Annotated in this window: 25 protein-coding genes; 15 read left to right on the forward strand and 10 right to left on the reverse strand. The window is 66.9% G+C overall.

Features of this window, described 5'->3' with window-relative positions; translation table 11 throughout:
* Window positions 1-1245: an XrtB/PEP-CTERM-associated polysaccharide biosynthesis outer membrane protein EpsL gene (gene epsL, locus METFAM1_RS0104810; RefSeq protein ID WP_051102774.1), complete on the reverse strand. Its 1245-nt coding sequence runs from the start codon at window positions 1243-1245 to the stop codon at window positions 1-3.
* A gap of 201 nt (window positions 1246-1446) precedes the next feature.
* Between epsL and METFAM1_RS0104815 the strand changes: the two genes are divergently transcribed.
* Genes METFAM1_RS0104815 through METFAM1_RS0104830 form a run of 4 tightly spaced genes read left to right on the forward strand, consistent with a single transcriptional unit; the run spans window position 1447 to window position 5027 of the window.
* On the forward strand, window positions 1447-2781 hold the full coding sequence (locus METFAM1_RS0104815) for an undecaprenyl-phosphate glucose phosphotransferase (RefSeq protein WP_019918464.1): 1335 nt from the start codon (window positions 1447-1449) through the stop codon (window positions 2779-2781).
* Window positions 2771-3139: a VanZ family protein gene (locus METFAM1_RS0104820; RefSeq protein WP_019918465.1), complete on the forward strand. Its 369-nt coding sequence runs from the start codon at window positions 2771-2773 to the stop codon at window positions 3137-3139. The genes METFAM1_RS0104815 and METFAM1_RS0104820 overlap by 11 nt, the downstream gene beginning before the upstream one ends.
* Window positions 3139-3786, forward strand: coding sequence for a lytic transglycosylase domain-containing protein (locus METFAM1_RS0104825; protein WP_019918466.1), 648 nt, complete (start codon window positions 3139-3141; stop codon window positions 3784-3786). Before METFAM1_RS0104820 ends, METFAM1_RS0104825 begins: the two co-directional genes overlap by 1 nt.
* The gene (locus METFAM1_RS0104830) at window positions 3786-5027 is read left to right on the forward strand and encodes a TIGR03862 family flavoprotein (protein WP_019918467.1); all 1242 of its coding nucleotides are present in this window, start codon (window positions 3786-3788) and stop codon (window positions 5025-5027) included. The genes METFAM1_RS0104825 and METFAM1_RS0104830 overlap by 1 nt, the downstream gene beginning before the upstream one ends.
* Here METFAM1_RS0104830 and METFAM1_RS0104835 read toward each other — a convergent pair.
* A complete protein-coding gene (locus METFAM1_RS0104835) occupies window positions 5015-6025 on the reverse strand; it encodes a class 1 fructose-bisphosphatase (protein WP_019918468.1) in 1011 nt (336 codons plus the stop codon). The genes METFAM1_RS0104830 and METFAM1_RS0104835 overlap by 13 nt on opposite strands.
* A gap of 167 nt (window positions 6026-6192) precedes the next feature.
* Here METFAM1_RS0104835 and METFAM1_RS0104840 point away from each other — a divergent pair, with 167 nt between their 5' ends.
* On the forward strand, window positions 6193-7452 hold the full coding sequence (locus tag METFAM1_RS0104840; protein WP_019918469.1) for a D-amino acid dehydrogenase: 1260 nt from the start codon (window positions 6193-6195) through the stop codon (window positions 7450-7452).
* On the opposite strand, the gene METFAM1_RS0104845 is transcribed toward METFAM1_RS0104840, so the two are convergent.
* Window positions 7453-8325: an NAD(P)-dependent oxidoreductase gene (locus METFAM1_RS0104845; RefSeq protein ID WP_019918470.1), complete on the reverse strand. Its 873-nt coding sequence runs from the start codon at window positions 8323-8325 to the stop codon at window positions 7453-7455.
* A 10-nt stretch (window positions 8326-8335) separates the two neighbouring features.
* Entirely contained in the window at window positions 8336-9220 is an 885-nt protein-coding gene (locus tag METFAM1_RS0104850) for an NAD(P)-dependent oxidoreductase (RefSeq protein WP_024300470.1), read from the reverse strand.
* 137 nt (window positions 9221-9357) lie between these two features.
* Between METFAM1_RS0104850 and ybiB (METFAM1_RS0104855) the strand changes: the two genes are divergently transcribed.
* On the forward strand, window positions 9358-10269 hold the full coding sequence (gene ybiB, locus METFAM1_RS0104855) for a DNA-binding protein YbiB (RefSeq protein WP_019918472.1): 912 nt from the start codon (window positions 9358-9360) through the stop codon (window positions 10267-10269).
* A 27-nt stretch (window positions 10270-10296) separates the two neighbouring features.
* On the opposite strand, the gene METFAM1_RS0104860 is transcribed toward ybiB (METFAM1_RS0104855), so the two are convergent.
* Complete coding sequence (locus tag METFAM1_RS0104860) at window positions 10297-11784, reverse strand: methyl-accepting chemotaxis protein (RefSeq protein ID WP_019918473.1); 1488 nt, start codon at window positions 11782-11784, stop codon at window positions 10297-10299.
* 32 nt (window positions 11785-11816) lie between these two features.
* Complete coding sequence (locus tag METFAM1_RS20775; protein ID WP_019918474.1) at window positions 11817-11975, reverse strand: hypothetical protein; 159 nt, start codon at window positions 11973-11975, stop codon at window positions 11817-11819.
* Window positions 11976-12714: 739 nt separating this feature from the next.
* Here METFAM1_RS20775 and nirB point away from each other — a divergent pair.
* From nirB to ybiB (METFAM1_RS0104895), 6 genes are all read left to right on the forward strand, one after another.
* The gene (nirB, locus tag METFAM1_RS0104870) at window positions 12715-15183 is read left to right on the forward strand and encodes a nitrite reductase large subunit NirB (protein WP_019918475.1); all 2469 of its coding nucleotides are present in this window, start codon (window positions 12715-12717) and stop codon (window positions 15181-15183) included.
* Between the two features lie 133 nt (window positions 15184-15316).
* On the forward strand, window positions 15317-15637 hold the full coding sequence (gene nirD, locus METFAM1_RS0104875; protein ID WP_019918476.1) for a nitrite reductase small subunit NirD: 321 nt from the start codon (window positions 15317-15319) through the stop codon (window positions 15635-15637).
* A gap of 129 nt (window positions 15638-15766) precedes the next feature.
* Window positions 15767-16981 carry a nitrate/nitrite transporter gene (locus METFAM1_RS0104880; protein ID WP_019918477.1) on the forward strand — a complete coding sequence of 405 codons (1215 nt, stop codon included), beginning with the start codon at window positions 15767-15769 and terminating at the stop codon, window positions 16979-16981.
* Between the two features lie 13 nt (window positions 16982-16994).
* Window positions 16995-18668 carry a bifunctional protein-serine/threonine kinase/phosphatase gene (locus METFAM1_RS0104885; protein WP_019918478.1) on the forward strand — a complete coding sequence of 558 codons (1674 nt, stop codon included), beginning with the start codon at window positions 16995-16997 and terminating at the stop codon, window positions 18666-18668.
* A gap of 157 nt (window positions 18669-18825) precedes the next feature.
* Window positions 18826-21555 carry a nitrate reductase gene (locus METFAM1_RS0104890; RefSeq protein WP_019918479.1) on the forward strand — a complete coding sequence of 910 codons (2730 nt, stop codon included), beginning with the start codon at window positions 18826-18828 and terminating at the stop codon, window positions 21553-21555.
* Between the two features lie 33 nt (window positions 21556-21588).
* A complete protein-coding gene (gene ybiB, locus METFAM1_RS0104895; protein ID WP_019918480.1) occupies window positions 21589-22578 on the forward strand; it encodes a DNA-binding protein YbiB in 990 nt (329 codons plus the stop codon).
* Window positions 22579-22606: 28 nt separating this feature from the next.
* On the opposite strand, the gene METFAM1_RS0104900 is transcribed toward ybiB (METFAM1_RS0104895), so the two are convergent.
* From METFAM1_RS0104900 to METFAM1_RS0104915, 4 genes are all read right to left on the reverse strand, one after another.
* Window positions 22607-23461, reverse strand: a complete 855-nt coding sequence (locus METFAM1_RS0104900; protein WP_019918481.1) for a dienelactone hydrolase family protein — start codon at window positions 23459-23461, stop codon at window positions 22607-22609.
* 46 nt (window positions 23462-23507) lie between these two features.
* On the reverse strand, window positions 23508-24095 hold the full coding sequence (locus METFAM1_RS0104905) for a hypothetical protein (protein ID WP_019918482.1): 588 nt from the start codon (window positions 24093-24095) through the stop codon (window positions 23508-23510).
* 35 nt (window positions 24096-24130) lie between these two features.
* Window positions 24131-24904 carry a peroxide stress protein YaaA gene (gene yaaA / locus METFAM1_RS0104910; protein ID WP_019918483.1) on the reverse strand — a complete coding sequence of 258 codons (774 nt, stop codon included), beginning with the start codon at window positions 24902-24904 and terminating at the stop codon, window positions 24131-24133.
* Window positions 24905-25107: 203 nt separating this feature from the next.
* Window positions 25108-25386, reverse strand: a complete 279-nt coding sequence (locus METFAM1_RS0104915; RefSeq protein WP_019918484.1) for an HU family DNA-binding protein — start codon at window positions 25384-25386, stop codon at window positions 25108-25110.
* 220 nt (window positions 25387-25606) lie between these two features.
* Here METFAM1_RS0104915 and METFAM1_RS0104920 point away from each other — a divergent pair, with 220 nt between their 5' ends.
* From METFAM1_RS0104920 to METFAM1_RS0104930, 3 genes are read left to right on the forward strand one after another with little or no spacing between them, the layout of a single operon-like run.
* A complete protein-coding gene (locus METFAM1_RS0104920; RefSeq protein WP_019918485.1) occupies window positions 25607-26215 on the forward strand; it encodes a septation protein A in 609 nt (202 codons plus the stop codon).
* Between the two features lie 16 nt (window positions 26216-26231).
* Complete coding sequence (locus tag METFAM1_RS0104925) at window positions 26232-26534, forward strand: YciI family protein (RefSeq protein ID WP_019918486.1); 303 nt, start codon at window positions 26232-26234, stop codon at window positions 26532-26534.
* Window positions 26531-26815: a BolA family protein gene (locus METFAM1_RS0104930; protein ID WP_019918487.1), complete on the forward strand. Its 285-nt coding sequence runs from the start codon at window positions 26531-26533 to the stop codon at window positions 26813-26815. The genes METFAM1_RS0104925 and METFAM1_RS0104930 overlap by 4 nt, the downstream gene beginning before the upstream one ends.
* The last annotated feature ends 4 nt before the right edge of the window (window positions 26816-26819 follow it).

Below are 26819 nucleotides of genomic sequence, written 5' to 3' on the forward strand. Positions count from 1 at the left end.
TTAGAACAGGTACTGCAGCGACATCGAGACGCTGTCGGTGCGGTACTGGTAGAAGTTGATGTTGGAATCGCGACGGTCGTGCCGCCATTGCGCGCTGGCGCTCAGGTTGCGCTGGATCGACCACGTTGCGCCCACGCTGTAAGTGTAGAGGTCCTCGGTGCGCTGAGCCGCTCGATCACCCAACAGTGCCAACACCGCCGGATCGATGAAATCGCTGTTACCACGGCCCTGCCCATCTCTAGCACGATACTGCAAGAGACCATCGACCCGCAGCTTTCCGGTGACATACCAGACCGGGGTCAGGCTGTAGGTTTCGGTCTCGAAATAGGTGGTGAAGTTGTCGTCGAGCCCGCTGATCTGACGCTGCGCGTCGAAGGTCAGGCCCAGATGGCCGGTCGGTCGCCATTCCCACGATAACCTCCCGTAAACGTCGTCGTAATTGCGCGTCCGCGCTCGCTCGTGCTCGCGTTTAGACACCCCGACCGAGGCCGACAGTTTCGAATGCCCGACCGGCTGCCACCGCACCCGGAATTCGGCGTCCTTCTGCTTGTAAGCATTGTCGCGAAGAACGCTGGCAGCGCGGTTTGGAAAGTCGCCTCGGCTTTCGCGTCCCAGCAGCTCGAATGAGGTACCACCTCGCGTCGTGTAGCGTGCCCCGGCCTCGAGCCGATCGATGTCGTAATCACTCGGACGACGTACCACCGCATCGTTGCGTTGAGTATCTCGGTTCAGGCTGCCAAACAGTGCCCAATAAGCGTCAAGCTTGTAGGTTCCGTCGAAGCGCCAGGTTTCAGCATCGACCAGATTCTTGGTCAGGTCCACCTGCCGAAAATCACCGAAACCAAGCATGTAACGGCGCTTGCTGTAGCTCAGATTGCCGCTCAGATCGCTGCCGACAGTCCAGAGCCAGCCAGCAGCGAGGTTGTAACCGTCGTTGTCGAGCAGGCTGATGTCGTTGTAGCGGGTGCGGTTGAACGTGGTGTTCGCGGTCAGCACCTGCCGGCCCAGACGTTTCTCGCCGACGATACCGGCACTGAGCGTCGTGCTGTGGTCCCCACGCGGCGTATTCGGACCGAAGGACGTCGGTTCGTTGCCATCCGGCAGATAGAACACATTGTCCACGTACTGCCAGTTCGCCGACGTAGTCAGGCTGAACACATCGTCTTCATCTGCGCTCGCCGCCCCTGGGACCACGGATGCGCAGAGCAGCACACCGGTCAAACATTTTGAAATGTTATTGTTCATCGAAGAGAGTATGAATGCGGGCCGTGACGCTTTTCTTTCCGGCGCGCAAATCGTGAAAATACGCAAAAACGCTTCCGGTATTCTAGCCGGCACGTCGTCTGCAGGTCTCCAGATCCATTGAATTCACCGGTTTCATTCCCGATGCTCGCCAAGTTTGAGCGTAACACTTCCGTATTGCGGGCACCGCTGAGCCTTTCCGGCATGGTCGAAATGTTCCTCGACCCGCTGTCGCTCATCCTTTCGCTGATCGCCTGCGCGCTCTATTACGGCGATACCGTCGACGCACGCTATGTCGTGCTGTCGCTCGTCGTCTTTTCCTTGTCATTCCCCGGCTCGTCGCTGCTCAGCATGCGGCCGCGTCGGGTGATCCGGCAGACCGTGATCAGTTGGCTGCTGATCGCCTTCATCCTGCTGTTCTTCGGCTACGCCAGTCAGTACATCGAGAACTTCCCCTACGAGGTCGTGGTGTCCTGGCTGGTCGCGGCGCCGCTGACCCAGCTGGTCGCCCACTTCGTTGCCCGCGGCTATCTGCAGCGGGCCGCCGCGCAGGAAGCGAACCAGACCCGCGTCATCATCGTCGGCTGCAACGATATCGGTGTGTCTCTGGCCGAGCAGTTCGAAACCAATCCTTACCTGGGCGTGCGCTGTGTCGGCTACTTCGACGACCGCGCACCCGAGCGCATCACCCAGCTCAACGGCCTGCCGCTGCTCGGTCGCCTGCGCGATCTCGCCGCCTACGTGAAGGCGAACCGCATCGACCAGATCTACCTGGCGCTGCCGATGGCCAGCCAGCCGCGCATCCTGTCGCTGCTCGACGACCTGAAAGATACGACGGTCAGCATCTTCTTCGCACCGGACATTTTCCTGACCGACCTGATCCAGGGGCGCATGGACTACGTTGCGGGCGTCCCGGTGGTGGCCGTCTGCGACACGCCCTTCACCGGCATCAACGGTCTGGTCAAGCGCGCGAGCGACATCGTGCTGTCCATCATCATCCTGTTGCTGATATCGCCGCTGCTGCTGGCCATCGCCATCGGCGTCAAGATGAGCTCCCCCGGCCCCGCCCTGTTCCGTCAGCGCCGCTACGGCCTCGACGGCAAGGAAATCGTCGTCTACAAGTTCCGCTCGATGACCGTCCAGGAAGACGGCGGCGTGGTGAAACAGGCCACCCGCAACGATCAGCGCATCACCCGCTTCGGCGGCTTCCTGCGTCGCACCTCGCTCGACGAACTGCCGCAGTTCATCAACGTACTGCAGGGGCGCATGAGCATCGTCGGCCCGCGGCCGCACGCGGTGTCGCACAACGAGACTTACCGCAAGCTGATCAAGGGTTATATGGTCCGCCACAAGGTCAAGCCGGGGATCACCGGCTGGGCGCAGGTGAATGGCTACCGTGGCGAAACCGAAACCGTGGACAAGATGCAGAAGCGCATCGAGTACGACCTCGAATATCTGCGTACCTGGTCGCTCGGGCTGGACCTCTGGATCATCGTCAAGACGGTTGCCGTCGTGTTCAGCGACCGCAATGCGTACTGAGGCTGTGCGTCTGCAGGCCTGTCTGCAGTGGGCGGCAGGCCTGTTCGCGCTAACGATGATCGCCAGCCTGATCCGCCTCGGCGAAACCTCGCTGGCGGTCGGTCTGATTCCCTCTCCCTGGGACAAGCTCGCCCACGCCGGCACCTTCGGCGTGATCGCGCTGTCGCTGTGGCTGGCGACCGGCCGGCGCTGGCTGTATGCGTGCGCCGGCCTGGCGCTGGCACTGGCTTGTTACGATGAGTGGCGGCAGCTCATGTTGCCGGGGCGCGAAGCCGATCTTTACGATCTGCTCGCCAACACCGTCGGCATCGCGCTGGCGGTCTGGTTCGCCACCCGACTGACTTCCAAGGAAGGTTGATGCGCACCGCCGTCACACTGCTCGCGACTCTGCTGTTACCTGTGGCCCACGCCGGCGACGTCGCGGACTACCGGCTGCGGCTGCAGGGCAGCGCCGACTATCGTCTCCATCAACCCGAATCGCCGCGCATTTCCGAGGCCGAACGCAAGCAGGCACGCCGCGAAGCGCTGGGCAAGCTGCCGTTCTCGGCGCAGATCGAGGCGGCGGCTGAGGCGGGCGGCATCGAACCCGAACTGCTGCACGCCGTCGTCCACGCCGAGTCGGCCTACAACCCGCGCGCGGTGTCGCCCAAGGGTGCGCTCGGTCTGGCCCAGCTGATGCCGTCCACCGCCCGCATGTACGGCGTGTCCGACGCGCTGAAGCCCGCCGACAATCTGCGCGCCAGCGCGCGTCATCTGCGCGACCTGATGGACGATTTCGGCGACATCGAACTGGTGCTGTCCGCCTACAACGCCGGCGCCGGCGCGGTCAGGAAGTACGGCGGTGTGCCGCCCTATGCGGAAACCCGCGCCTACGTGCCCAAGGTGGCCGGCCGCTACGAGGCGCTGAAGAAGCAGGCCGAAGTACCCGAGCCGCCCCTTCCACCGAGCCCCTACCGCCTGCGCAGCGACGACAGTGCGCTGCGGCTGGTGCAGACACCGGACTGATGCCCGCACCTTCCAGCGCCGTTCAGGTCGCCATTGTCGGCGGCGGACCGGCCGGGCTGATGGCGGCCGAAGTGCTGTCGGCGCGCGGCATCGCGGTCGATCTGTACGACGCCAAGGCCTCGGTCGGCCGCAAGTTCCTGCTCGCCGGCAAGGGCGGCCTCAATCTGACGCACGGCGAAGCCGCCGATCTGTTCGTCACCCGCTACCGCGAACGCAGCGCCGAAGTCAGCACCTGGCTGACCGAATTTGATGCGGCCGCGCTGCGTGACTGGTGCACCGGCCTCGGCATCGACACTTTCGTCGGCAGTTCAGGGCGGGTGTTTCCGACCGACATGAAGGCGGCCCCGCTGCTGCGCGCGTGGCTGGCGCGGCTGCGCGCGGCAGGCGTGCGCTTTCACATGCGCCAGCGCTGGACCGGATGGAACGACGCCGGCGCACTGACCTTCGACACGCCAGACGGCGAGCGGCAGGTTGACGCGCGCGCCACACTGCTCGCGCTCGGCGGCGCCAGCTGGCCGCAGCTCGGCTCGGACGGAGCATGGACGCAGATGCTCGACGCGCGCGGCGTCGCACTCGCACCGCTGCGTGCCGCCAACTGCGGTTTCGACCTCGACTGGAGCACGCACTTCGCCGAGCGCCACGCCGGCGCACCGCTGAAGAATGTGTGCATCCGCTTCGACGCCATCGACGGGACGCGCATGGAAAGGCGCGGCGAGTGCCTGGTCAGTGCGCACGGCCTGGAAGGCAGTCTGATCTATGCGCTGTCGGCGGCGCTGCGTGAACGCATCGAACGCGACGGCCACTGCGACATCGCGCTCGACCTGTTGCCGGCGCACGACGCGTCGCGCGTGCTCGACGAAATCCGTCGCCCACGCGGCTCGCGCTCGCTCAGTTCGCATCTCGCCAGCCGGCTCGGTCTGGCCGGCGTCAAACTGGGGCTGGTGCACGAGGTGCTGGACAAGGCGGCGATGGCGGACCCGTCACGCCTAGCGGCAACGCTGAAGGCACTGCCGCTGCGCCTGCTGCGCACCCGACCGGTGGCCGAGGCCATCAGCACGGCGGGCGGCGTGCGGCTGGAAGCGCTGGACGACGGGCTGATGCTGAAGGCGTTGCCCGGCGTGTTCTGCGCCGGCGAAATGCTGGACTGGGAAGCGCCGACCGGCGGCTACCTGCTCACCGCCAGCATGGCCAGCGGCCGCGTCGCGGCCGCCGGCATCGCGCGCTTCCTTCAGACGGCGTGATAGCCGGTCACGCGCTCCACTTCGTTCTTCGACCCCAGAATCACCGGCACGCGCTGGTGCAGCTTTTCCGGCTGCACGTCGAGAATGCGCTGATAGCCGGTGGTCGCCGCGCCGCCCGCCTGCTCGATCAGCATCGCCATCGGATTGGCTTCGTACATCAGTCGCAGCTTGCCCGGCTTGGTCGGGTCCTTGGTGTCCTTCGGATACATGAAGATGCCGCCGCGGGTCAGGATGCGGTGCACGTCGGCCACCATCGAGCCGACCCAGCGCATGTTGAAATCCTTGCCGCGCGGACCGCTCTTGCCGGCGATCAGCTCGTCGATGTAGCGCTTGACCGGCGCTTCCCACCAGCGCGCGTTCGACGCGTTGATCGCGTACTCCTTGGTGTCTTCCGGCACGCGCATGTTTTCGGTGGTCATCACGAAGCTGCCGGTCTCGCGGTCCAGCGTGAACGCATGGACGCCGTTGCCGACCGTCAGCACCAGCTGGGTGGCCGCGCCATACACCGCATAGCCGGCCACCAGCTGCTGGGTGCCGGGCTGCAGGAAGGCCTTTTCGTCGACCGGCTCGACGCTGCCATTCAGCTCCGGGCAGCGCAGCACCGAAAAGATGGTGCCGACCGAAATGTTCACGTCGATGTTGGATGAGCCGTCCAGCGGGTCGAACAGCAGCAGGAATTCGCCCTTCGGGTAACGGTTAGGGATCTGGTGCGGCAGGTCCATCTCCTCCGACGCCATCGCGGCCAAATGACCGCCCCACTCGTTCGCTTCAAGCAGGATTTCGTTGGCGATCACGTCCAGCTTCTTCTGCACCTCGCCCTGTACGTTCTCGCCGCCTGCTTCACCGAGCGAATTGGTCAGACCACCCTTGCCGACGGCGTTGCCGATCGCCTTGACGGCGCGGGCGACGACTTCGACCAGGAAGCGCAGCTCGGCGCAGATGCGCTCGCCGTCGCGCTGTTGCTGGATCAGGAACTGGCTCAGGGTGATGCGGGACATGTGTCGCGACTCCGGAATGGCAGGAAATGCATTATCGTGCACAGCACCATGATCCGGGTCGCACGATTTCACGTCCGACCGATTTGAACGCCGGCAGCGCGCCCTGCGCACGGAACCGGCAGCGGTCGCCCCCGGTCATCCACAGCGTCGTCCATAACTAGAACCGCATGCACATCCTTGTTCTGGGTGCCGGCGTCGTCGGCATCACTACCGCCTGGTATCTGCGCCAGGCCGGTCACACCGTGTCGGTCATCGACCGGCAGGCTGATCCCGCAATGGAAACCAGTTTCGCCAACGGCGGCCAGATCTCGGTCAGCCACGCCGCGCCCTGGGCCTCGCCGCAGGCGCCGATGATAGGGCTGCGCGGACTGCTCGATTCGAATGCCCCGGTGCGCTTTTCTCCGACCGCCAACCACCGGCAATGGCGCTGGATGGGCGCTTTCCTGTACGAGTGCCTGCCCGGCCGCATGCGTCGCAACACCGATGCGCTGGCACGACTTGCCGTGAGCAGTCAGGCCGAACTGCTGGCGCTGCGCCATGCACTGAAGCTGGAATACGACCAGTCGGCGAGCGGCATCCTGCATGTGTTTTCCGAACGCCGTGAATTCGAGCGCGCCCGTGCGCGCGCCGAGTGGCTGGCACCGCACGGTATCCGCATCGACAGCTGTGACGCCGCGCGCTGCATCGAGATCGAACCCGCGCTGGCGGGCAGTCAGCGCACGCTGGCCGGCGGCCTGCACGCGCCGAACGACGAAACCGGCGACGCACACCGCTTCACGCGGGCGCTGGCCGCTGCCTGCGCCGACGCCGGTGTCACCTTCCATTACGAAATCACGGTCGAGGCGCTGGACATCCACGAGAACACGGTACGCGGCGTCGCCGTGCGCGACGCGCGCGGCGTGCGCGGCCTGCTGCGCGGCGAACAGGTGGTGTGCGCGCTCGGCACGCACACCCGTCAGCTGGTCGAGCAGCACGGCCCGCGACCGGCGCTGTACCCGATCAAGGGCTACTCGATCACCTTCCCGGCCGGGCCGGACGCGCCGCGTACCAGCCTGACCGACGAGGAGCACCGCATCGTGCTGTCGCGCCTCGGCGACCGCGTGCGGGTGGCCGGCATGGCCGAACTGGGCGGACTGACGGTGACGATAGAACCGGAGCGCGTGCAGCTGCTGACCCGGCTGGCGCGCGAGCTGTGCCCGGACGCTGGCGACTTCGACGCCGCCGAGGCCTGGGCCGGCCTGCGTCCCTGCACACCCGGCAATGTGCCGCTGATCGGCCGCAGCCGGATCAACGGACTCTGGTACAACACCGGTCACGGCTCCCTCGGCTGGACCCTGGCCTGCGGGTCGGCCAGGCTGTTGTCCAGACTGATGGACGGTCAGGATCCGGCCTTCGACTTCCCCTGCCTGACCGGGCGCCGACACTGATCAGGCGGCGCCCGGCCCCTCCAGCACGGTAAGCAGGGCCGAGGTATCCAGCGTGCCGCCGCCCTGCGCCATCAGCGCATTGAGCTGCTGCCACACGGCAGCCGACAGCGGCATCGCCAGCCCCAGTTCCACCGCTTCGCCGAGCACGATGCCCATGTCCTTGTGATGCAGGCGCGACTGCACGCCGGCCGAAAAATCGCGTGTCGCCATCTTGCCGCCGAACAGATCGAGTGCGCGCGAGGCGGCCGAGCCGTGCAGCATCGCTTCGCGCACCTTGCCGAAATCGACGCAGCTGGCCGCGGCCAGCCGCGCCGCCTCGGCTGCCGCCTCGATGAAGGCGCACAGGATGAGCTGGTTGCACGCCTTGGTCACCTGCCCCGCGCCGTTCGGGCCAACATGCACCTGGGTACGACCGACTGCAGCGAGCAAGGGCTTCATGCGCTCGAACACCGCCGCCTCGCCGCCAACCATGATGGCCAGCGTCGCGTCGATGGCACCGCGCTCGCCACCCGACACCGGCGCATCCAGCATGTCGATGCCGCGCGCCTTCAGCGCCGTGGCGATGTCGCGCGCCACCGACGGCGGAATGGTGCTGTGGTCGATGAAGACGCAACCGGGCGCTGCGCCCTCAATGACGCCACGCGGGCCCAGCGCCACCTCGCGCACGTCGGTGCCGGTGGTGACGATGCAGCACACGGCGTCCATGCCGCGCGCGCAGTCCGCCGGCGACGCCGACGGTCGTGCGCCCTGGTCGAGCAAGGGCTGCATCGACTCGGCGCGACGCGCCCACACGGTCACCTCGTGCCCGGCGCGCAGCAGATTGGCCGCCATCGCGCGGCCCATCGCGCCCAGACCGATGAAGCCGATCTTCATCGCGACCCCCTCAGCGCTCGACGCCGCCCAGACCTTCGAGCACCTTCAGCACGGCGATCGAATCTTCCTCGCCCAAGCCCTGGCCGACCATCGCGTTCAGCATCTGCGCAGCGGCGGCGGCCGAGGGCAGTGCCAGCCCCATGCGGTGCGCCTCGTTCATGACGATGCGCAGATCTTTCTGGTGCATCCACGACTTGAAGCCCGGCTTGAAATTGCGGTCCAGCATGCGCTGACCGTGGTTCTCCAGGATGCGGCTGTAGGCGAAGCCGCCGAGCAGCGCCTCGCGTACGCGCGCCGAATCGACGCCGCTCTTCTCGGCGAAGGCGAAAGCCTCGGCCAGCGCCAGCACGCCGACGCCGGTCAGGATCTGGTTGCAGGCCTTGGCCACCTGGCCGGCGCCGCTGTCGCCGACGCGGGTGACGTTCTTGCCCATCAGCTGGAACAGCGGCAGCACGCGGTCGAAGGCCTCCTGCGTGCCACCGGCCATGATGGTGAGTGCTGCGTTGATGGCGCCGACTTCACCGCCGGACACCGGCGCGTCGATCATCGACACGCCGCGCGCCGCCAGGCGGGCGGCGATGGTGCGCGCCGAGTCCGGCGCGATGGTGCTCATGTCGACGAAGATGAGGTCGGTGCGCCCCGCCGCGCCTTCGGCGATGCCCTGCGGACCGAGTGCCACCTGCTCGACGTCCGGCGCGTCGGCCACCATCGAGAACACCACATCGGCTTCGCGCGCGACGTCGGCGATGGTCGAGTGGAAGGTCGCGCCGCTGTCGCGGAAGGGTTCGAGCGATTCGGGGCGACGCGCCCACAGGTGAAGGCTGTGACCGCCCTTGGCCAGATGCCCCGCCATCGGGCGGCCCATCAATCCGAGTCCGATAAAACCTACTTTCATGTCCGTCTCCTTATATGTATGCGTCGCTGTGCGCAGAGCGGCTCTGACCCCGCGGCAGGCGCCGGTGTTCCGGCCTGACGAATCCGAATATAACGCAGGCCGGCACGGGGTTCTGGCGCGGGCATAATCCTGTACCCATGGACTACACGAAACAGATCAAGGAAATCGGTCGCGGCGCCAAGGGCTCGCGCTCGCTGTCGCGCGACGACGCGCAGGCGCTGTTCGCCGACATGCTCGACGGGAAGGTACCGCCGCTGCAGCTGGGCGCCATCGTGCTGGCGATGCGCATCAAGAGCGAGTCGCTGGACGAACTGCTCGGCTTCAAGGCGGCGATCGACGCGCGCATCGCCCACGTCGCCGCGCCAGCGGGCGCACGCACCGTGGTGCTGCCGACCTACAACGGCGCCCGTCGCCGCCCCAACCTGATGCCGCTGCTGGCAATGCTGCTGGTACGTGAGGGCATTCCGGTGCTGATCCACGGCCGCTTCGATTTCGACACCCGCGCCGACCCGTTCGCACTGCTGCGCGCGCTCGATCTGCCGATGGCGGACAGTCCGGCGCAAGCGGGCGAGCTGCTGGCAACGCGCCGGATCGCCTGCATCGGCGTCGACAAGCTGCTGCCCGGCCTCGATACGCTGCTGTCGCTGCGCCCGCAGCTGGGCGTGCGCAATTCCGGTCACTCAATGACCAAGATGATCGATCCGATGCCCGGGCGCAGCGTGCGCGTGGTGCCGGTCACGCATCCCGAGTACATGGAGAAGATGACGCAGTTCCTGCGTCTGGACGGTGGCCGCTCGATGCTGATGCGCGGCACCGAAGGCGAGGCCTACGCCAACCCGGCGCGGCGACCGCAGATCACCGGCTTCGTCGATGGCGTCGAATCGGTGCTGTGCGAAGCGGAAGAAGGCAGCGCGCTGACGCAGCCCGAGCCCGGCATCGAGGCGGACGCGAACGCCCGCCTGATACGCGATATGCTGGACGGACGCAGCGCGGTACCCGCGCCGCTGCTCGCCCACCTCGACGCCTGCCGGCAGCTCGCCTGCAGCTGAGCGCGGTGCGGCAACAAGTCGACCGCTTCAGCTCACTCTGAACTGGCTGCCTGCGTCGACCAGCGACTGCGCCATCGCATTCAGCTGCGCTGCCGTCGCGCGGTCTTCGGCCGCCATCGCGGCCGTGCTGTCGGCGAGCGCGGCGACCTGCTCGACCCCGGCGGCGATCTCGGTTGCCGCCTGCGACTGTTCCTTCATCGATTCCGAGATGCCGACGATGATGGCCATCATCGCCTTGATGTCCGCCGACACCGCGGTGATGGACTGACTGACTTCGCCGACGCGATCAACGCCGCGCTGCGCGGTGGCGACCGTGCTGGCGACGCTGTGCAGCGCCTCGTCCTTGCTCGCCTGCATGGCCTCAACGGTGCGGGCGATGTCTTCGGTCGCGTTGCGGGTGCGTTCGGCAAGCTTGCGCACTTCGTCCGCCACCACCGCAAAGCCGCGCCCCTGCTCGCCCGCACGGGCCGCTTCGATCGCCGCGTTCAGCGCCAGCAGATTGGTCTGGTCGGCAATGTCCTTGATCAGCGCAACGATGGACTTCACGCTTTCGAACTGCGCGCCGATCCGCTGCATGCCGCTCTCGACCTGATGGATGGACGCGCCGGTATCGCGGATCTCGTCGGCCAGCGTGTGCATCACGGCCACCCCTGCATCGGCCGACTGTCCGCCGCGGTGGACGCGCTCACTCGCCTCCTCGGCGTTCTGCGCAATCTGCTGGATGGACGCCGTCAGTTGCTGCACCGCTGCCGCCATGCGTTGGGTCGCGTCGCTCTGCTGTCCGGTCGATGCGGTGACCTGCTCCGCGTTGGCCACCATCGTGTCGGCCACGCGCTGCGCGCTGGCGGATTCGGTCACCAGCAGGCTCACGGTGCGCGACAGCCGTGCGCGCATCTGCTCCATCGTCGCGAGCAGCGGCATGCCGGCCTGCGTCGGAATCGCCGACGCGAGATCGCCGGCACCGATGCGCTCGGCCGCCTCGCCGACGCGCGCCGCCTGCAGCGCTTCGCGCGCCAGGCCCAGCGCCATGTAACACAGCAGGCCGGCCTCGGCCACGACGAAGGCCGCATGCACCAGCACCATGTTGAAGTTGGCGCCGCCATTGAAGATGAACACGCCGAGACCGGCCGCCTGCATGAAGTTGAAGGCGAGGTGATGCACGGCGATCAGGCCGGCGGCCACCAGTACGGGCCGCCAGTCACGGTAATAGAGCAGGAAGGCGAGCAGCACGAAAATGCTGAAGTGCGCCTCGATCAAGCCACCGGTGAGCTGGATCAGCAGCGCGGCCAGCACCATGAAGGTACTGGCGAAGCCGGTGCGCGACACCAGCGAGCCCGGCGCCATCCGGAACAGCGCGTAAGGCACCAGACAGGCCGGCACGCCGACCAGAAGGGCGGTGGTCAGACCGCCTGAAATGACGGCGAAGGCGATGCACACGACAGACAGGACGGTCGCCGTGCCCAGCATGACCCGGTCGGCGCTGACGTAGTAGGCGTGAAGCGCGTGGTCGTTCATCGTGAAGGTCTCCAGAGAATGTTCTTGCCCGGTCAGTTGCGGGTGAGGCACACGCCGACCGGGTTGTTCTTCATGTGCGCCAGCAGCACGCCACTGCTGGCGACGAGCCAGCATGCGAGCAGGCACCAGGCGAGCCGCGTGCGGCCTGCTTCGGTGCGGCGCTTGGAGTGTTCCGGGCCTTGATCGTTCATGTGTGATTTAACGGCTTCGCCACGACTTACTGGAGCGCACCGGCGTGAAGAGCGCCTGCACCACATCCGTGCGGAGCACACGAGATCCGCGTCCATCCGCCCGCCGTACGCCGTCTCGACGATCGGACAACAAGCCATATGAATCAGCGAGTTGAACCATCCCACCCGGCGACGGGCGCAGCCGGAACAAAGCTGGCAAAAGTTTTGCTTTATCTCTGTCCGTGAGAGGTCTGTCCGCACGTGCGGGCATTCCGACACCAGGCTTGGTTCACATCGGCACCATCAAGGTTCGACCACCGGCACGGCCGGCGCGGCGGACTTCGATAGAAAGGCCCGGGCACACACGGCGCAACGATGCGTCGTGCCCTGGCTGGTTGCTCGATCACTGAAGCAGGCCGCAATACACAACGCAGGCGCGAGCCTGCGACACATCGGCGCCGCATCCAGGACGGAGCGGCCGCCATCAACGCTGCGGGACGCATCGACTGCGCCGCGCAGCCCGGTTTTATCGGCTTCGTCTCCCAATGGCGGGACACGACCGACCCAGAGCGTCATTTGCCGACCGGCACGATCCGGTCACGAGAGGTTTTGCCCTACAGGCGCCAGCGATGCTGCAGGCGCAGGTCTGTGCTCGTCCCTGCGAACCCCATACCGGTCCGCGGCAGCACAGCCGGGCAAGGAATGTCGGCTGCACCCGGTGCGGTCTGTTATTGCAGCAATCGGTAGAAGGAACGGGGACATGGAAAAGAAGCGTCTGGTCATGGTCGGCAACGGGATGGCGGGCTGTCGCACGCTGGAAGAGCTGCTCAAGATCGCACCGGAGATGTACGACATCACCGTGTTCGGTGCGGAGCCGCATCCGAATTACAACCGCATCCTGCTGTCGCCGGTGCTGGCCGGTGAAATGACGGTGCAGGACATCATCCTGAACGACTGGGACTGGTACCGCGACAACAGCATCACGCTGCACACCGGCAAGAAGATCGTCAAGATCGACCGCAAGGCGCGCAAGGTGTTCGCCGACGACGGCACCGAGGCCGAATACGACCGTCTGCTGCTGGCCACCGGCTCCAACCCCTTCATCCTGCCGGTGCCGGGCAAGGACCTGCCGGGCGTGATCGCCTACCGTGACATCGCCGATACCGACGCGATGATCGATGCCGCCGCCACGCGCAAGCACGCGGTGGTGATCGGCGCCGGTCTGCTCGGCCTGGAAGCCGCCAACGGTCTGGCGCTGCGCGGCATGCAAGTAACCGTGGTGCATCTGGCGCCGTGGATCATGGAACGCCAGCTCGACAAGCCCTCGGCTGACATGCTGCAGGCCTCGCTGGAAAAGAAGGGCCTCGCCTTCCTGCTGGAGAAGCAGACCGAATCGCTGATCGCAGGCAGCGACGGCCGGGTGTCCGCGGTGCGCTTCAAGAGCGGCGAGACGATTCCGGCCGACCTCGTGGTGATGGCTGCCGGCATCCGTCCCAACACCACGCTGGCCGAATCGGCGGGCATCCACTGCAATCGCGGCATCGTCGTCAACGACACGCTGCAGACCTACGACCCGAAGATCTATGCGGTCGGCGAATGCGTGAACCACCGCGGCATCGCCTACGGCCTGGTCGCGCCGCTGTTCGAGCAGGCCAAGGTGTGCGCCAACCACCTCGCCCAGTACGGCATCGGCACCTACAAGGGCTCCGTCACCTCGACCAAGCTGAAGGTGACCGGCATCGACGTGTTCTCGGCCGGCAATTTCATGGGCGGCCCGGGCTGCGACGACATCGTGCTGCACGACCCGGCGGGCGGCGTGTACAAGCGCCTGGTGCTCGAAGGCGAGCGCCTGGTCGGTGCCTGTCTGTACGGCGACACCGCGGACGGCAGCTGGTACTTCCAGCTGATCAAGGACGGCCAGGACATCCACGCCGTGCGCGACCACCTGATGTTCGGCCAGAACCATCTGGGCGACGTCGGCCACAAGGGCCAGACCCAGGCCGCCTCGATGCCGGACAGCGCCGAGGTGTGCGGCTGCAACGGCGTGTGCAAGGGCACCATCGTCAAGGCGATCAAGGAGAAGGGGCTGTTCTCGCTGGACGACGTGCGCAAGCACACAAAGGCCTCCAGCTCCTGCGGCTCCTGCACCGGTCTGGTCGAACAGATCCTCGCCTCCTGCGTCGGTGGCGCCTACACGCCGGCCGATTCGAGCTCGAAGCCGATGTGCGGCTGCACCGACATGAACCACGGCGACGTGCGCGCCGCGATCCGCGACCGCCACATGATCGACATCCCGACCGTGATGCGCGAGCTGAAGTGGAAGACGCCGAACGGCTGCGCCTCCTGCCGCCCGGCGCTGAACTACTACCTGATCTCGACCTGGCCGCACGAAGCGAAGGACGACGCGCAGAGCCGCTTCATCAACGAGCGCGCGCACGCCAACATCCAGAAGGACGGCACCTACTCGGTGGTGCCGCGCATGTGGGGCGGCCTGACCACGCCGAACGAACTGCGCGCCATCGCCGACGCGGCCGAGAAGTACAAGGTGCCGACGGTGAAGGTGACCGGCGGCCAGCGCATCGATCTGCTCGGCGTGAAGAAGGACGACCTGCCGGCCATGTGGGCCGATTTCGCCAAAGCCGGCATGGTGTCCGGCCACGCCTACGGCAAGAGCCTGCGCACGGTGAAGACCTGCGTCGGCGCCGAGCACTGCCGCTTCGGCACCCAGCTGTCCATGGGTCTGGGCGTCAAGCTGGAAAAGATGCTGTTCGGCATGTACAGCCCGCACAAGGTGAAGCTCGCGGTGTCCGGCTGCCCGCGCAACTGCGCCGAAGCCGGCATCAAGGACGTCGGCGTGATCGGCGTCGAATCCGGCTACGAAATCTATGTCGCCGGCAACGGCGGCATCAAGACCGAGGTCGCACAGTTCTTCTGCAAGGTGAGCAGCGACGAGGAAGTGATGGAGTACTCCGGCGCCTTCCTGCAGCTCTACCGCGAAGAGGGCTGGTACCTCGAACGCACGGTGCACTACATCGAGCGCGTCGGTCTCGACTACGTGAAGGGCAAGGTGGTCGATGACGCCGAGAACCGCAAGGCGCTGTACGAACGTCTGCTGTTCGCGCTGCAGGACTACAAGGACCCGTGGCTGGAACGTGCCGAGGCCGATGCGAAATCCGAACTCGGTCGCGAGTTCCGCACCATCGCCATCAAGCAGGCGATGAAGGCTTGATCAAGGGATGAGGGGCTAGGGGTCAGGGGCTAGCGACAAGCCCACCTCGCGCGGCAAAGCCGCGCCTGTTCCCTGGCCCCTAGCTCCTAGCCCCTGGCCCCAGCCCCCTCCAGATACCCATACAGGACCCCACATGAGCACCGAAACCACCACCTGGGCGCACGTCTGCGCGCTCGAAGACATCCCCCTGCTCGGCTCGCGCGTCGTCGCGGCCGAATCTGGCGACATCGCCATCTTCCGCACCGACGGCGACCGCGTGTTCGCGGTACATGACAAGTGCCCGCACAAGGGTGGCCCGCTGTCGCAGGGCATCGTCCACGGCGACACGGTCACCTGTCCGCTGCACAGCTGGAAGATCAAGCTGGAATCGGGCGAGGCGGTCGCGCCCGACGTCGGCTGCACCCGCGGCTTCGAGGTCAAGGTCGAGAACGGCCAGATCCTGCTCAAGGCCTGAGGTCCGCTGCGGCCCGCAACGCCTGCGACGGCGAACGCCGTCGCGGCGATCCGAATCACCACTATCCCGAGTACGGCTGCCTGCAAGGATGCGCGCAGACCGGATTGATGACGGGGAGGTCATCCACCGATGGACAAGAAAGCATTCCTCAAGGCCGGCCATACGCCCACGCTGTTCGCCGCCTTTCTCTACTTCGATCTCGCCTTCATGGTGTGGGTGCTGCTCGGCCCGCTGGGCGTGCAGATCGCCCAGGACCTGCAGCTCACGCACGCGCAGAAGGGTTTCATGGTTGCCGTGCCGGTACTGGCCGGCGCGCTGCTGCGCATGCTGATGGGTGTGCTGGTCGATCACCTGCAGCCGAAGAAGGCGGGTGCCATCGGTCAGGTCATCGTCATCGCGGCGCTGTTCGTCGCCTGGCAGTTCGGCATCCACAGCTATGAACAGGCGCTGCTGCTCGGCTGCTTCCTCGGCTTCGCCGGTGCCGCCTTCGCCGTCGCGCTGCCGCTGGCCTCGCGCTGGTACCCGCCGGAACACCAGGGCACGGCGCTGGGCATCGCCGGCGCCGGCAACTCCGGCACCGCACTCGCCGCGCTGTTTGCACCGGGTCTGGCCGCGGCCTTCGGCTGGGTCAACGTATTCGGCCTGGCGCTGATTCCGCTGGTGGCCGTCTTCATCTTCTACCTGCTGGTGGCGAAAGACGCGCCCGAATGCCCGCCGCCGAAGACGCTGGCCGAATACCTGAAGGTGCTGAAGGACCGCGATGCCTGGTGGTTCATGTTCTTCTACAGCGTCACCTTCGGCGGCTTCGTCGGTCTTGCATCGTCGCTCACCATCTACTTCAACACCCAGTTCGGGCTGGACGCGAAGATGGCCGGCTATTTCACCGCTGCCTGCGTGTTCGCCGGTTCACTGGTGCGGCCGATCGGCGGCAATCTGGCTGACCGCATCGGCGGCATCCGCACGCTGAGTATGATGTACGTGATCGCCGCTGCCTTCCTGTTCGGCGTGAGCTTCGGCCTGCCGCAGGCGTGGATGGCGGTGGTTGTATTCGTTGGTGCAATGCTGGCGCTGGGCATGGGCAACGGCGCAGTGTTCCAGCTGGTGCCGCAGCGCTTCCGTCGCGAGATCGGCGTAATGACCGGTCTGGTCGGCATGGCCGGTGGCATCGGCGGCTTCTACCTCGCGTCCTCGCTCGGCTATTCGCGCGAAGTCACCGGCAGCTACCAGACCGGTTTCGTCGTGTTCGCGCTGCTGGCGGTCGCCGCACTGATCGGCCTGACCCGTGTCAAGACGCGCTGGCGTACCACCTGGGGTGCGGCGCACCTGACATCGGCCCGCATCTGAGCCGGGCGGCATCATGACGCTCGCAGTGTCCATCGGCCAGTGCTCGGTCACCGGGCCGCGCCCGCGCAACGAGGACTTCGTCGGTGCGGTGACGCCGGTTGGCGAGACGCTGGACGCCAAGGGCGTACTGCTGGCGGTGGCCGATGGTGTCGGCGGCCACGCCAAGGGACGCGAAGCGGCCGAGTTCACGGTGCGCGGTCTGCTCAACGACTACTACGCGACACCGGACACCTGGCGCATCGCACAGGCGATCGACCAGGTGCTCGGCGCACTGAACCGCTGGCTGGTCGCCCACGCCGCGCGCACCCGCGAATCGGCGGGCATGGCCACCACGCTGTCGGCACTGGTGCTGCGCGGCACCCGCTGGCACCTCGCCCACGTCGGCGATTCGCGCATCTACCTCTATCGCGACGGCTGCCTGACGCAGCTGACCGAGGACCACACCTGGGCCCACCCGGAACTGTCCAACGTGCTGCATCGTGCGGTCGGTCTCGACGCCCGTCTCGCAGTCGATCACGCCGACGGCGAACTGGAGGTCGGCGACATTTTCGTGCTGATGAGCGACGGCGTCTGGAACACGCTGCACGACGACGGCATTGCCGCCCTGCTGGCGCGTGGCGGCGATGCCGAGTCGCTGGCATCGACGCTGGTGCTGCAGGCCGAAGCGCGCGGCGCCAGCGACAACTGCACCGCACTGGTCGCGCGGGTCGACGCGCTGCCGCAGGCGGCGCTGCGCGACCGGCTGGCCGAAGCAGCCGGTCTGTCGCTGCCACCCCGGCTGGCCATCGGCGAGGAACTGGACGGCCTGCGCGTCGAAGCCGTGCTGCACGAGTCGCGCGTCACCCTGCTCTACCGCGTCACGGACCTGGCCAGCGGCGAAGCGCGCGTGCTGAAGACGCTGCGCGAGGACGCCGATCCGGATGCCATCGCCGCGCTGGTGCACGAGGAATGGCTGGCGCGCCGCGTGGTGTCGCCGCAGTTCCCGCAGGTGATCGGACACCCGCGCAGCCGCCTCTACTACCTGATGAGCTGGCACGACGGCGCCAGCCTGCGTGCGCGCCTCGATGCCGGTCACCACTTCAGCACCGAACAGGTGGTCAAGCTGGGCTGCAGCGTGCTGCGCGCACTCGGCACGCTGCACCGTCTGGGCATCGTCCATCGCGACATCAAGCCGGACAACCTGCACCTGGACAGCCAGGGCACGCTGCGCGTGCTCGATCTGGGCGTGGCGGCGTCCGACGGCGAGGACTTCAAGGAGATCAACAACCCGGGCACGCCCAGCTATATGGCGCCGGAACTCTTCTCCGGACAGACGGCCAGCGAATCGAGCGACCTGTTCGCGCTCGGCGTCACCCTCTACCAGCTGCTGACCCGCCACTACCCGTGGGGCGAGATCGAACCCTTCCAGCGCCCGCGTTTCGGCGAGCCGGTGCCGCCCACGCGCTACCGCCCGGACGTGCCCGAGTGGCTCGAAGCGGTGCTGCTGAAAGCCATCGGCCGGGCCCCGGAAGCGCGCTTCGAAACCGCCGAGGAATTCCTGCTCGCACTCGAGCGCGGCGCCCACCGCCCGCTCGCGCTGCCGCGCCGCGCGCCGCTGGTCGAGCGCATGTCGGTACGCCTGCTGCGCGTTCTGCTGGTGGTGTCGCTGCTGTTCAACATCCTGCTGCTGTGCGCGCTGCTGCGCTGAGGGCGCGCGACTGCGGCCGCGCACCAGTCGCATGCATTCACAGGTCATTGCGCCCCGGCGCGGAGCGCTGGCATCCCGAAGCGCTGCCGTTCGCACGCAAATCGGCCTTGAGCGACGTGGCATACCCCTTGCTAAAAGTCTCGCGGAGACAAAGAACATGACCCAGAGCCAACACGAAACCCGCTCGACCTGCTGCTACTGCGGCGTCGGGTGCGGCGTGATCATCGAACACGACGGCAGCCGCATCACCGGCGTGAAGGGCGACCCGGACCACCCGGCCAATTTCGGCCGTCTGTGCACCAAGGGCGCCACGCTGCACCTGAGCGCCCGCCCGGACACGCGCGCGCTCCACCCCGAACTGCGCACCGCGCGCGACCTGCCGCGCAGCCGCACGAGCTGGGACACCGCGCTGGCGCACGCCGCTGACCGCTTCGCCGCCATCATCGACGAGCACGGTCCGGACGCCGTCGCCTTCTATATTTCCGGCCAGCTGCTGACCGAGGACTACTACGTCTTCAACAAGCTCGCCAAGGGGCTGATCGGTACCAACAACGTCGATACCAATTCACGTCTGTGCATGAGCTCGGCGGTGTCCGCCTACAAGCAGACGCTGGGCGCCGACGCCCCGCCCTGCAGCTACGAGGACATCGACCACACCGACTGCCTGCTGATCGCCGGCGGCAACCCGGCCTACGCTCACCCCATCGTCTATCGCCGCATCGAGGACGCGCGCCGCGCCAATCCGGCGATGAAGATGATCGTGGTCGACCCGCGTCGCACCGACACCGCCTCCGACGCCGACCTGCACCTGCCGCTGCTGCCGGGCACCGACATCTGGCTGTACAACGCGATGCTGCACGTGCTGCTGTGGGAGGGGCACGCCGACGACGTGTTCATCGCCGCGCACACCGAAGGCTTCGCCGAACTGCGCAAGCACGTGCGCGACATCACGCCGGCAGTCGCCGCCGAGGTGTGCGGCCTGCGCGCCGAGGACATCGTCACCGCCGCCAAGTGGTTCGGCGAATCGAAAGCGGCGATGTCGATGTGGTGCCAGGGCCTGAACCAGTCGCATCACGGCACGCACAACGGAACGGCGCTGATCGCGCTGCACCTGGCCACCGGTCAGATCGGTCAACCCGGTGCCGGCCCCTTCTCGCTGACCGGCCAGCCCAACGCGATGGGTGGTCGCGAAGTGGGCGGCATGGCCAACCTGCTGTCGGCCCACCGCGACATGGCCAACGCCGAACACCGCGCCGAAGTCGCCGCGCTGTGGGGTCTGCCGGACGTGCCGTCGCAGCCCGGGCTGACCGCGGTCGAACTGTTCGACGCGGTGCGCGACGGCAAGGTGAAGGCGGTGTGGATCGCCTGTACCAACCCGGCGCATTCGATGCCTGATCAAGCGCGCATCATCGAGGCGCTGCAGGCGGCCGAATTCGTCGTCGTGCAGGACGCCTACCGCGGCACTGAAAGCGCCGCCTTTGCCGACCTGCTGCTGCCGGCCACCACCTGGGGCGAGAAGGAAGGCACGGTCACCAATTCCGAGCGCCGCATCACGCACGTCAGCGCCGCACTGCCGGCGGCCGGCGAAGCGCGCGCCGACTGGGTGATCGCACGCGACTTCGCACGCGCGCTCGGCGCCCGCCTGGGCCGCGACGCAGACGCGCTCTTCCCCTACGAAACGGTCGAACAGGTGTTTGCCGAACACGTCGAAAGCACGCGTGGTCGCGACCTCGACATCACCGGCCTGTCCTACGCGGTGCTCGACCGCCTCGGCCCGCAGCAATGGCCCTTCCCGGCCGGCGCCGAAGGCGGTACCGCCACTCTTTACACCGACCGCCGCTTCGCCACGGCGAACGGCAAGGCACGCTTCGTCGTGCCGTCGGCCGCGACCACCGCGGAGAAGATCGATGCCCGCTACCCGCTGCACCTGAACACCGGCCGTCTGCGCGACCAGTGGCACTGCATGAGCCGCACCGGTCAGGTGGCGCGCCTGTACAGCCACGTCGACGAACCGCGGGTCGAGGTGCACGCCGACGACCTCGCACGGCGCGGCCTGAAGGACGGCGATCTGGTGCGCATCAAGAGCCGCCGAGGCGAAATCGTGCTGCGTGCGCACGCGAGCAACGCCCAGCGACCGGGCAGCACCTTCGTCGCCATGCACTGGGGTCGCAACGCGCTGTCGAACAGCGGCGCCAATGCGCTCACTGCAGGTCGCGTCGACCCGTATTCGAAACAGCCCGAACTGAAGCACGCCGCGGTGCAGATGAGCCGCGCCGACCTGCCCTTCCAGGCGCTGCTGCTGCGCACCGAAACCAGTGACGACGCAGCACAGCAGCTCACGCTGACGCGGATGGAAGCGCTCGCCCCGCTGCTCGCCCGCTTCGCCTACGCCTCGCTGTCGATGGCCGGACGCGACCGCCCGGCGCTGGTGCTGCGCATCGCGCACGACCAGCCGATCCCCGAAGACTGGCTGGCCGAACTCGACCGCCTGTGCGGCCTCGACCACCCGGCCTGCCTCGCCTACCGCGACGCGCGGCGCGACATCACCAAACGCGCGCTGATCGAGGACGGGCTGCTGACCGGCATCCGCCTCACCGGCGAAACCGCGGCCGCCGCCTGGCTGCGCGAGGTGATGGTCGAACGCCAGCCGACCGCCGAACTGCGCCGCTGGCTGTTCGCACCGCTGGCGACGCCACCGGTCGCGGCGAAGAGCCGCGGCCGCATCGTCTGCAACTGCCTCGATGTTGCGGAACCTGACATCGTCGAAGCGATCGCAGGCGGAGCGGACCTCGACACGCTGCAGGCGACGCTGCGTTGCGGCACCTCCTGCGGCTCCTGCGTACCCGAACTGAAACGCATGCTCGACGCCCGACGGCAGGCGGCATGACAAGAAACTGAACCGGATGGAGCACCGTACGCGATGCTGAGCCCACAGAGCCTGACCGAAATGCTGTCCGCGATCGGACGCGGCGACGACGCGCGTGACCTCGCCGAAACCGAGGCGCACGGCCTGTTCGCCGACATGCTGGACGGACGCATTCCGGCGCTCGAGCTGGGCGCCGTACTGGCCAGCCTGCGCTGGAAGCACGAGTCGGCGGACGAACTGGCCGGCTTCGCGCGCGCACTGAACGAGCGCGTGCCGACGCTCGAACTGCCGCCACACCTGCCGCGCATGGTGGTGATCCCGAGCTATGCGCGCGCCGGCCGCGCGCCCAACCTGATGCCACTGCTGGCGCTGATGCTGGCACGGCTGGACGTGCCGGTGCTGGTGCATGGCCTGAGCGGCGGCAACGCGCGCCCCGGCAGCCTCGACGTGCTGGAGCGGCTCGGCCATCTGCCGTGCAGCACGGTGACCGAGGCGTTGAACACGCTGCACGCGGGGCGCTGCGCCATCCTGCCGACCGAAGTGCTGAATCCGTCGCTGGACAGCCTGATCCGTCTGCGCGAACGCATGGGCCACCGCAACACCGCGCACGTCGTCGCCAAGCTGCTCGATCCGGCGCCGCTGCACAGCCTGCGCGTCATCTGCGTCGCCGACGCGCAACTGCTGTCACGGCTGCACGACATGTTCCTGCGCACACCCGAGCGCGCACTGCTGATGCGCGCGCCCGACGACGACTCGTTCGCCGACCCGCTGCGCCGGCCGCGCATCGAACTGTTCGAGCGCGGCGGCGCGCGCATGCTGTTCGAAGCGGAAAGCGGCGCACTGCCGCTGACCAATCCGCTGCCGCCGGGCGAGGACATTGACGGCACCGCCGACTGCATACGGGACATGCTCGAAGGTCATCGCGCGATTCCGCAGCCCCTGCTGAACCAGCTTGCCGCCTGCCTGTTCGGCAGCGGCGCGGCGCGCGACCTGACGCACGCCAAGGCGACCGTATCGCTCGGCCTCGCCCACACCGCGCACTGAGGCACGCCCTGCGCGGGGGCGAACGCTCTTACTGGCCGTTGGCCGCCATCCAGGCCAGACAGCGCTTCCAGCCGTCCGCCGCGTCACCGGCCCGGTAGCTCGGGCGGTAATCGGCGTGGAAGGCGTGCGGCGCATCGGGGTAGAGCACGATGTCCGACTTGCGCGCAGCCGCCGACGACGACTTCTTCAGTGCAGCGCGCATGGCATCCACGTCGCTGTTCGGAATGCCCTGGTCCTGACCGCCGTAGAGCCCCAGCACTGGTGCATGAATGCTGTCGACCACATCGAGCGGATGCAGCGGTGTCAGTTCGCTCGGTACCCCGTCGAGGCGTCCGTACCAGGCGACGCCTGAACGCAGCGCCGGCTGATGCGACGCGTAGAGCCAGGTCACGCGCCCGCCCCAGCAGAAGCCGGTCGCGTGCAGGCGCTTCACGTCGCCGCCCTGCTCGCGCGCCCAGTCGACGCAGGCATCCAGGTCGGCCATCACCTGAGCGTCAGCCACCTTCGACACGACGCGCTCGATGATTTCCTGCACGCTGCCGAGCGCCGCCGGATCGCCCTGGCGGAAGAACATTTCGGGCGCGACGGCCAGATAGCCTTCGTGCGCGAAGCGACGGCAGACGTCGCGGATGTGCTCATGCACACCGAAGATTTCCGATACCACCAGCACCACCGGCGGCTTGCCCGGCTTGTCCGGCCGGGCGCTGAACAACGGCAGCGTGCGGCCGTCGCTGGCGCGCGTCGAGGACATGCCGGTCACCAGACCGCTGTCCGGCGTCGTGATCACCTGCTGCGCGATGACCGGTTGCACCGCGATGGCAAAGCCGGCTGCGCCGGCGCCGAGCAGGAAATCACGTCGGTGGGGATTGTCGGGCTGGGTCACGTCGGCACTCCTCTAGCGGTTCGGAAAGGGTTCAGACTTCGAGGGTTCAGCGTTCGATGAAGCGAGGTTCGGGCGCCGGCGCCTCGTGTGCGTAGGCGTCGAGCGCGCGCGCCAGTTCGACGCGTCCGGCGGCAGCAGCCTGCGGCACGTAATTGCGGAACAGCTCCGCCACGGCGGCGCGCTCCCCACCCTGGAACTTGTCGGCCATCGGCATCAGCCGCTCGATCGCCTGCAGACCCTCTGGCCACTTTCCCTGCGCGGCCAGCGCGATCGACAGCTCGGCCAGACGTCGCGCCAGCGGCAGATCCGGCGCGCTGCCAGCGCGCTGCTCTTCCAGTGCCAGCGTCTCGCGCAGCAGTTCCTCGGCGCCTTCCCAGTTACCGAGCATGCGCTTGAGCTGAGCGTAGTTATAGATGCGCTGCGAGCGCGCCTCGGCCGGCACGTTCTTGAAATCCGGATGGACCAGCGCCTTGTAGCACAGCTCGTCGGCCAGGCCGATATTGTTGTCGGCCCGGGCGGCCAGGCATTCGCGGAACAGTCGGTCCGACGCGTTCTCCTGCGCCTGCGCGCCGCCTGCACAGGCCAGTGCGACGGCCAGCGCGAGCGCGCCACGGACGATGCGGAACTGCTTCATGGCTTGCTTCTCCTCGGTGTAGTTATTTATGTGTCTCAGTCGAGACGTCTTCTGAATATCCATTCGGTGGCCGTCGACGCCGCGGCATCGAGCGCGTAGCCCTCGACCGCGAAATCGCGCAGCGCGTCGGCGTCGTCTATCCGCTTCTCCGCCGCGTAGCGTGCCATCAGGCCGCGTGCGCGTTTGGCGAAGAAACTGATCACCTTGTAGTTGCCGCCCTTCCAGTCCTGGAACACGGGCTGGATCACCTGCGCCTTCAGTACCTTGCGTCGCACGGACTTGAAGTACTCATCGCTGGCGAGGTTGACCAGCACCGGGTGCGCATCGTTCTCGAACAGCGCATTCAGTGCCTGCGCCGGCAGATCACCCCAGAAGGCATACAGATCCTTGCCGCGCGCGTTCGGCAGCCGGGTGCCCATTTCGAGCCGATAGGGCAGCATCAGGTCGAGCGGTCGCAGCACGCCGTACAGGCCGGACAGGATGCGCACGTGCTGCTGCAGCCAGTCCAGCGCAGCGGGCGGCAGAGTCGGTGCATCGAGGCCCTCGTAGACATCACCGTTGAACGCGAGCACCGCCTGACGTCCCTGCGGCGCCGTGTAGTCGCGCGTCCAGTCGGCGTAGCGGGCGACGTTGAGCGCCGCCAGCGGGTCGGAGATCGACATCAGCGACGCGATGTCCGCCGGGCTCTTGCGGCGCAGGATGTCTATCAGCTCGGCGGAATGGTCGAGGAAATCCGGCCGGGTGGACTTCTTCGTGACGAGCGGCGATTCGTAGTCAAGTGACTTGGCGGGCGACAGGACGATGATCATGAGGCTGGCTTGGAGAGCGATGAGACGTGGTGCGCGGATGGTAACGTGAGCCGACGGCGCTGCGCAGCAGCTTGCGGGCGCACAAAAAGAAAACGGGAGTGTCGTCACTCGACACTCCCGTTTTCCCTGGCCGCGCCGGCGCATGCACCACCGTCACGCCATCCGCAGGCCCGATACGCAGGCCTGCGAAACGAATCCGTTGCTTACTTCTTGTTGATCGACTTCTTCAGCGCTGCGCCTGCAGTGAACTTGGCAGTCTTGGCGGCCGGGATCTTGATCGTTGCGCCGGTGCGCGGATTGCGGCCGGTACGGGCAGCGCGCTTGCCGGTGGCGAAGGTACCGAAGCCCACGAGCGTGACCTTGCCGCCCTTCTTCAGTTCGGTGGTGACGGACTCGAGGAAACCATCGAGCATGCGGCCGGCGGCGGCCTTGGAAACATCGGCTTTCTTGGCGAGTGCTTCGATCAGTTCTGCTTTGTTCATCTAAGTCTCCTACTTGGTTGTACGCAAGGGCGCGCGGGAAAACCTGACGGGATGATAGTGAGGCCGGGCGCGCTTCACAAGCGGGTATGCGGACTTTCTTCATGAATTCTCGCGCCCTCCCGCAACATTTTCATCGCCAAGCCAGTTCCATGCCGGATTCCGGTGTTACCGGATGTGTGTGTTGGACACTGTTGCGAACGACCGGGCATAATCCGCGACCATGAAATTCCTGTTCGACCTGCTGCCGGTCCTGCTTTTCTTCGCAGCCTACAAATTCGCCGGCGCGTCGCCCGAAGCCTCGCATGCGCTGGCGACCCAGCTGCTGGGTCAAGGCATCGTCGCCAGCCAGGCGCCCATATTGATTGCCACAGGCGTGGCCATCGTCGCCACCATAGGCCAGGTGCTGTGGCTGATGGCGCGCCGCCGCAAGGTCGACACCATGCTGTGGGTGAGTCTGGCCATCATCGTCGTGTTCGGCGGCGCCACCCTGTTCTTCCACGACGCGACCTTCATCAAGTGGAAGCCCACCGTGCTCTACTGGCTGTTCGCGCTGACGCTGACGGTGTCGGTCCTCTTCCTCAAGCGCAACCTGATCCGCACGCTGATGCAGGAACAGGTCGAACTGCCCGACCCGGTATGGTCGCGGCTCAACGCGTCGTGGATCGCCTTCTTCACCGTGATGGGTGTGCTCAACCTCTACGTGGCCTACAGCTACAGCGAGGAAGCCTGGGTGAACTTCAAGCTTTACGGCGGCATGGGACTGATGTTCCTGTTCGTGCTGGCCCAGGGTTTCATGCTGTCGCGTCACATCGAAGAAAAGAATTCCTGATCCAATAGAGGACTGCATGTACTACGCATTGATGGGCGAAGACGTCCCCAACAGTCTTGAGAAGCGGATGGCGGCACGTCCTGGACACCTGGCCCGACTGCAGGCCCTGCAGGACGAAGGCCGGCTGCTGATCGCCGGTCCGCTACCCGCCGTCGACGCGGTCGATCCGGGTGCTGCCGGCTACACCGGCAGCCTCATCGTCGCCGAATTCGAATCGCTGGAAGCGGCGCAGGAATGGGCGGACGAAGACCCCTACACGGTCGAGGGCGTGTTCGCCCGGATGACCGTCAAGCCGTTCCGCAAGGTGTTCCCGTCGTGACCGACGCCGCCGCGCTCGAAGCGACGATACGCGAACGTCTCGCAACGCTCGCGCCATCGACGCTCGAACTGGTCGACGAGTCGCACCTGCACGCCGGTCACGCCGGCGCGCGTTCGGGCGGCCGGCACTATCGTCTTTCCATCGTGTCCGAGCAGTTCGACGGTCGGCGCACGATGGAACGTCACCGCATCATCTACGCTGCACTGGGCGACCTGATGCAGCGCGACATCCACGCCCTGTCCATCGTCGCACGCGCACCTGGCGACAACGCCGCGCCGTGACGGA

It is taken from the genome of Methyloversatilis discipulorum (assembly GCF_000527135.1).
Lineage (GTDB): Bacteria > Pseudomonadota > Gammaproteobacteria > Burkholderiales > Rhodocyclaceae > Methyloversatilis > Methyloversatilis discipulorum.

Coding starts and splice junctions, on each gene's coding strand:
- epsL (WP_051102774.1), bottom strand. CDS start 1,245: ATGAACAATAACATTTCAAAATGTTTGACCGGTGTGCTGCTCTGCGCA.
- METFAM1_RS0104815 (WP_019918464.1), top strand. CDS start 1,447: ATGGTCGAAATGTTCCTCGACCCGCTGTCGCTCATCCTTTCGCTGATC.
- METFAM1_RS0104820 (WP_019918465.1), top strand. CDS start 2,771: ATGCGTACTGAGGCTGTGCGTCTGCAGGCCTGTCTGCAGTGGGCGGCA.
- METFAM1_RS0104825 (WP_019918466.1), top strand. CDS start 3,139: ATGCGCACCGCCGTCACACTGCTCGCGACTCTGCTGTTACCTGTGGCC.
- METFAM1_RS0104830 (WP_019918467.1), top strand. CDS start 3,786: ATGCCCGCACCTTCCAGCGCCGTTCAGGTCGCCATTGTCGGCGGCGGA.
- METFAM1_RS0104835 (WP_019918468.1), bottom strand. CDS start 6,025: ATGTCCCGCATCACCCTGAGCCAGTTCCTGATCCAGCAACAGCGCGAC.
- METFAM1_RS0104840 (WP_019918469.1), top strand. CDS start 6,193: ATGCACATCCTTGTTCTGGGTGCCGGCGTCGTCGGCATCACTACCGCC.
- METFAM1_RS0104845 (WP_019918470.1), bottom strand. CDS start 8,325: ATGAAGATCGGCTTCATCGGTCTGGGCGCGATGGGCCGCGCGATGGCG.
- METFAM1_RS0104850 (WP_024300470.1), bottom strand. CDS start 9,220: ATGAAAGTAGGTTTTATCGGACTCGGATTGATGGGCCGCCCGATGGCG.
- ybiB (WP_019918472.1), top strand. CDS start 9,358: ATGGACTACACGAAACAGATCAAGGAAATCGGTCGCGGCGCCAAGGGC.
- METFAM1_RS0104860 (WP_019918473.1), bottom strand. CDS start 11,784: ATGAACGACCACGCGCTTCACGCCTACTACGTCAGCGCCGACCGGGTC.
- METFAM1_RS20775 (WP_019918474.1), bottom strand. CDS start 11,975: ATGAACGATCAAGGCCCGGAACACTCCAAGCGCCGCACCGAAGCAGGC.
- nirB (WP_019918475.1), top strand. CDS start 12,715: ATGGAAAAGAAGCGTCTGGTCATGGTCGGCAACGGGATGGCGGGCTGT.
- nirD (WP_019918476.1), top strand. CDS start 15,317: ATGAGCACCGAAACCACCACCTGGGCGCACGTCTGCGCGCTCGAAGAC.
- METFAM1_RS0104880 (WP_019918477.1), top strand. CDS start 15,767: ATGGACAAGAAAGCATTCCTCAAGGCCGGCCATACGCCCACGCTGTTC.
- METFAM1_RS0104885 (WP_019918478.1), top strand. CDS start 16,995: ATGACGCTCGCAGTGTCCATCGGCCAGTGCTCGGTCACCGGGCCGCGC.
- METFAM1_RS0104890 (WP_019918479.1), top strand. CDS start 18,826: ATGACCCAGAGCCAACACGAAACCCGCTCGACCTGCTGCTACTGCGGC.
- ybiB (WP_019918480.1), top strand. CDS start 21,589: ATGCTGAGCCCACAGAGCCTGACCGAAATGCTGTCCGCGATCGGACGC.
- METFAM1_RS0104905 (WP_019918482.1), bottom strand. CDS start 24,095: ATGAAGCAGTTCCGCATCGTCCGTGGCGCGCTCGCGCTGGCCGTCGCA.
- yaaA (WP_019918483.1), bottom strand. CDS start 24,904: ATGATCATCGTCCTGTCGCCCGCCAAGTCACTTGACTACGAATCGCCG.
- METFAM1_RS0104915 (WP_019918484.1), bottom strand. CDS start 25,386: ATGAACAAAGCAGAACTGATCGAAGCACTCGCCAAGAAAGCCGATGTT.
- METFAM1_RS0104920 (WP_019918485.1), top strand. CDS start 25,607: ATGAAATTCCTGTTCGACCTGCTGCCGGTCCTGCTTTTCTTCGCAGCC.
- METFAM1_RS0104925 (WP_019918486.1), top strand. CDS start 26,232: ATGTACTACGCATTGATGGGCGAAGACGTCCCCAACAGTCTTGAGAAG.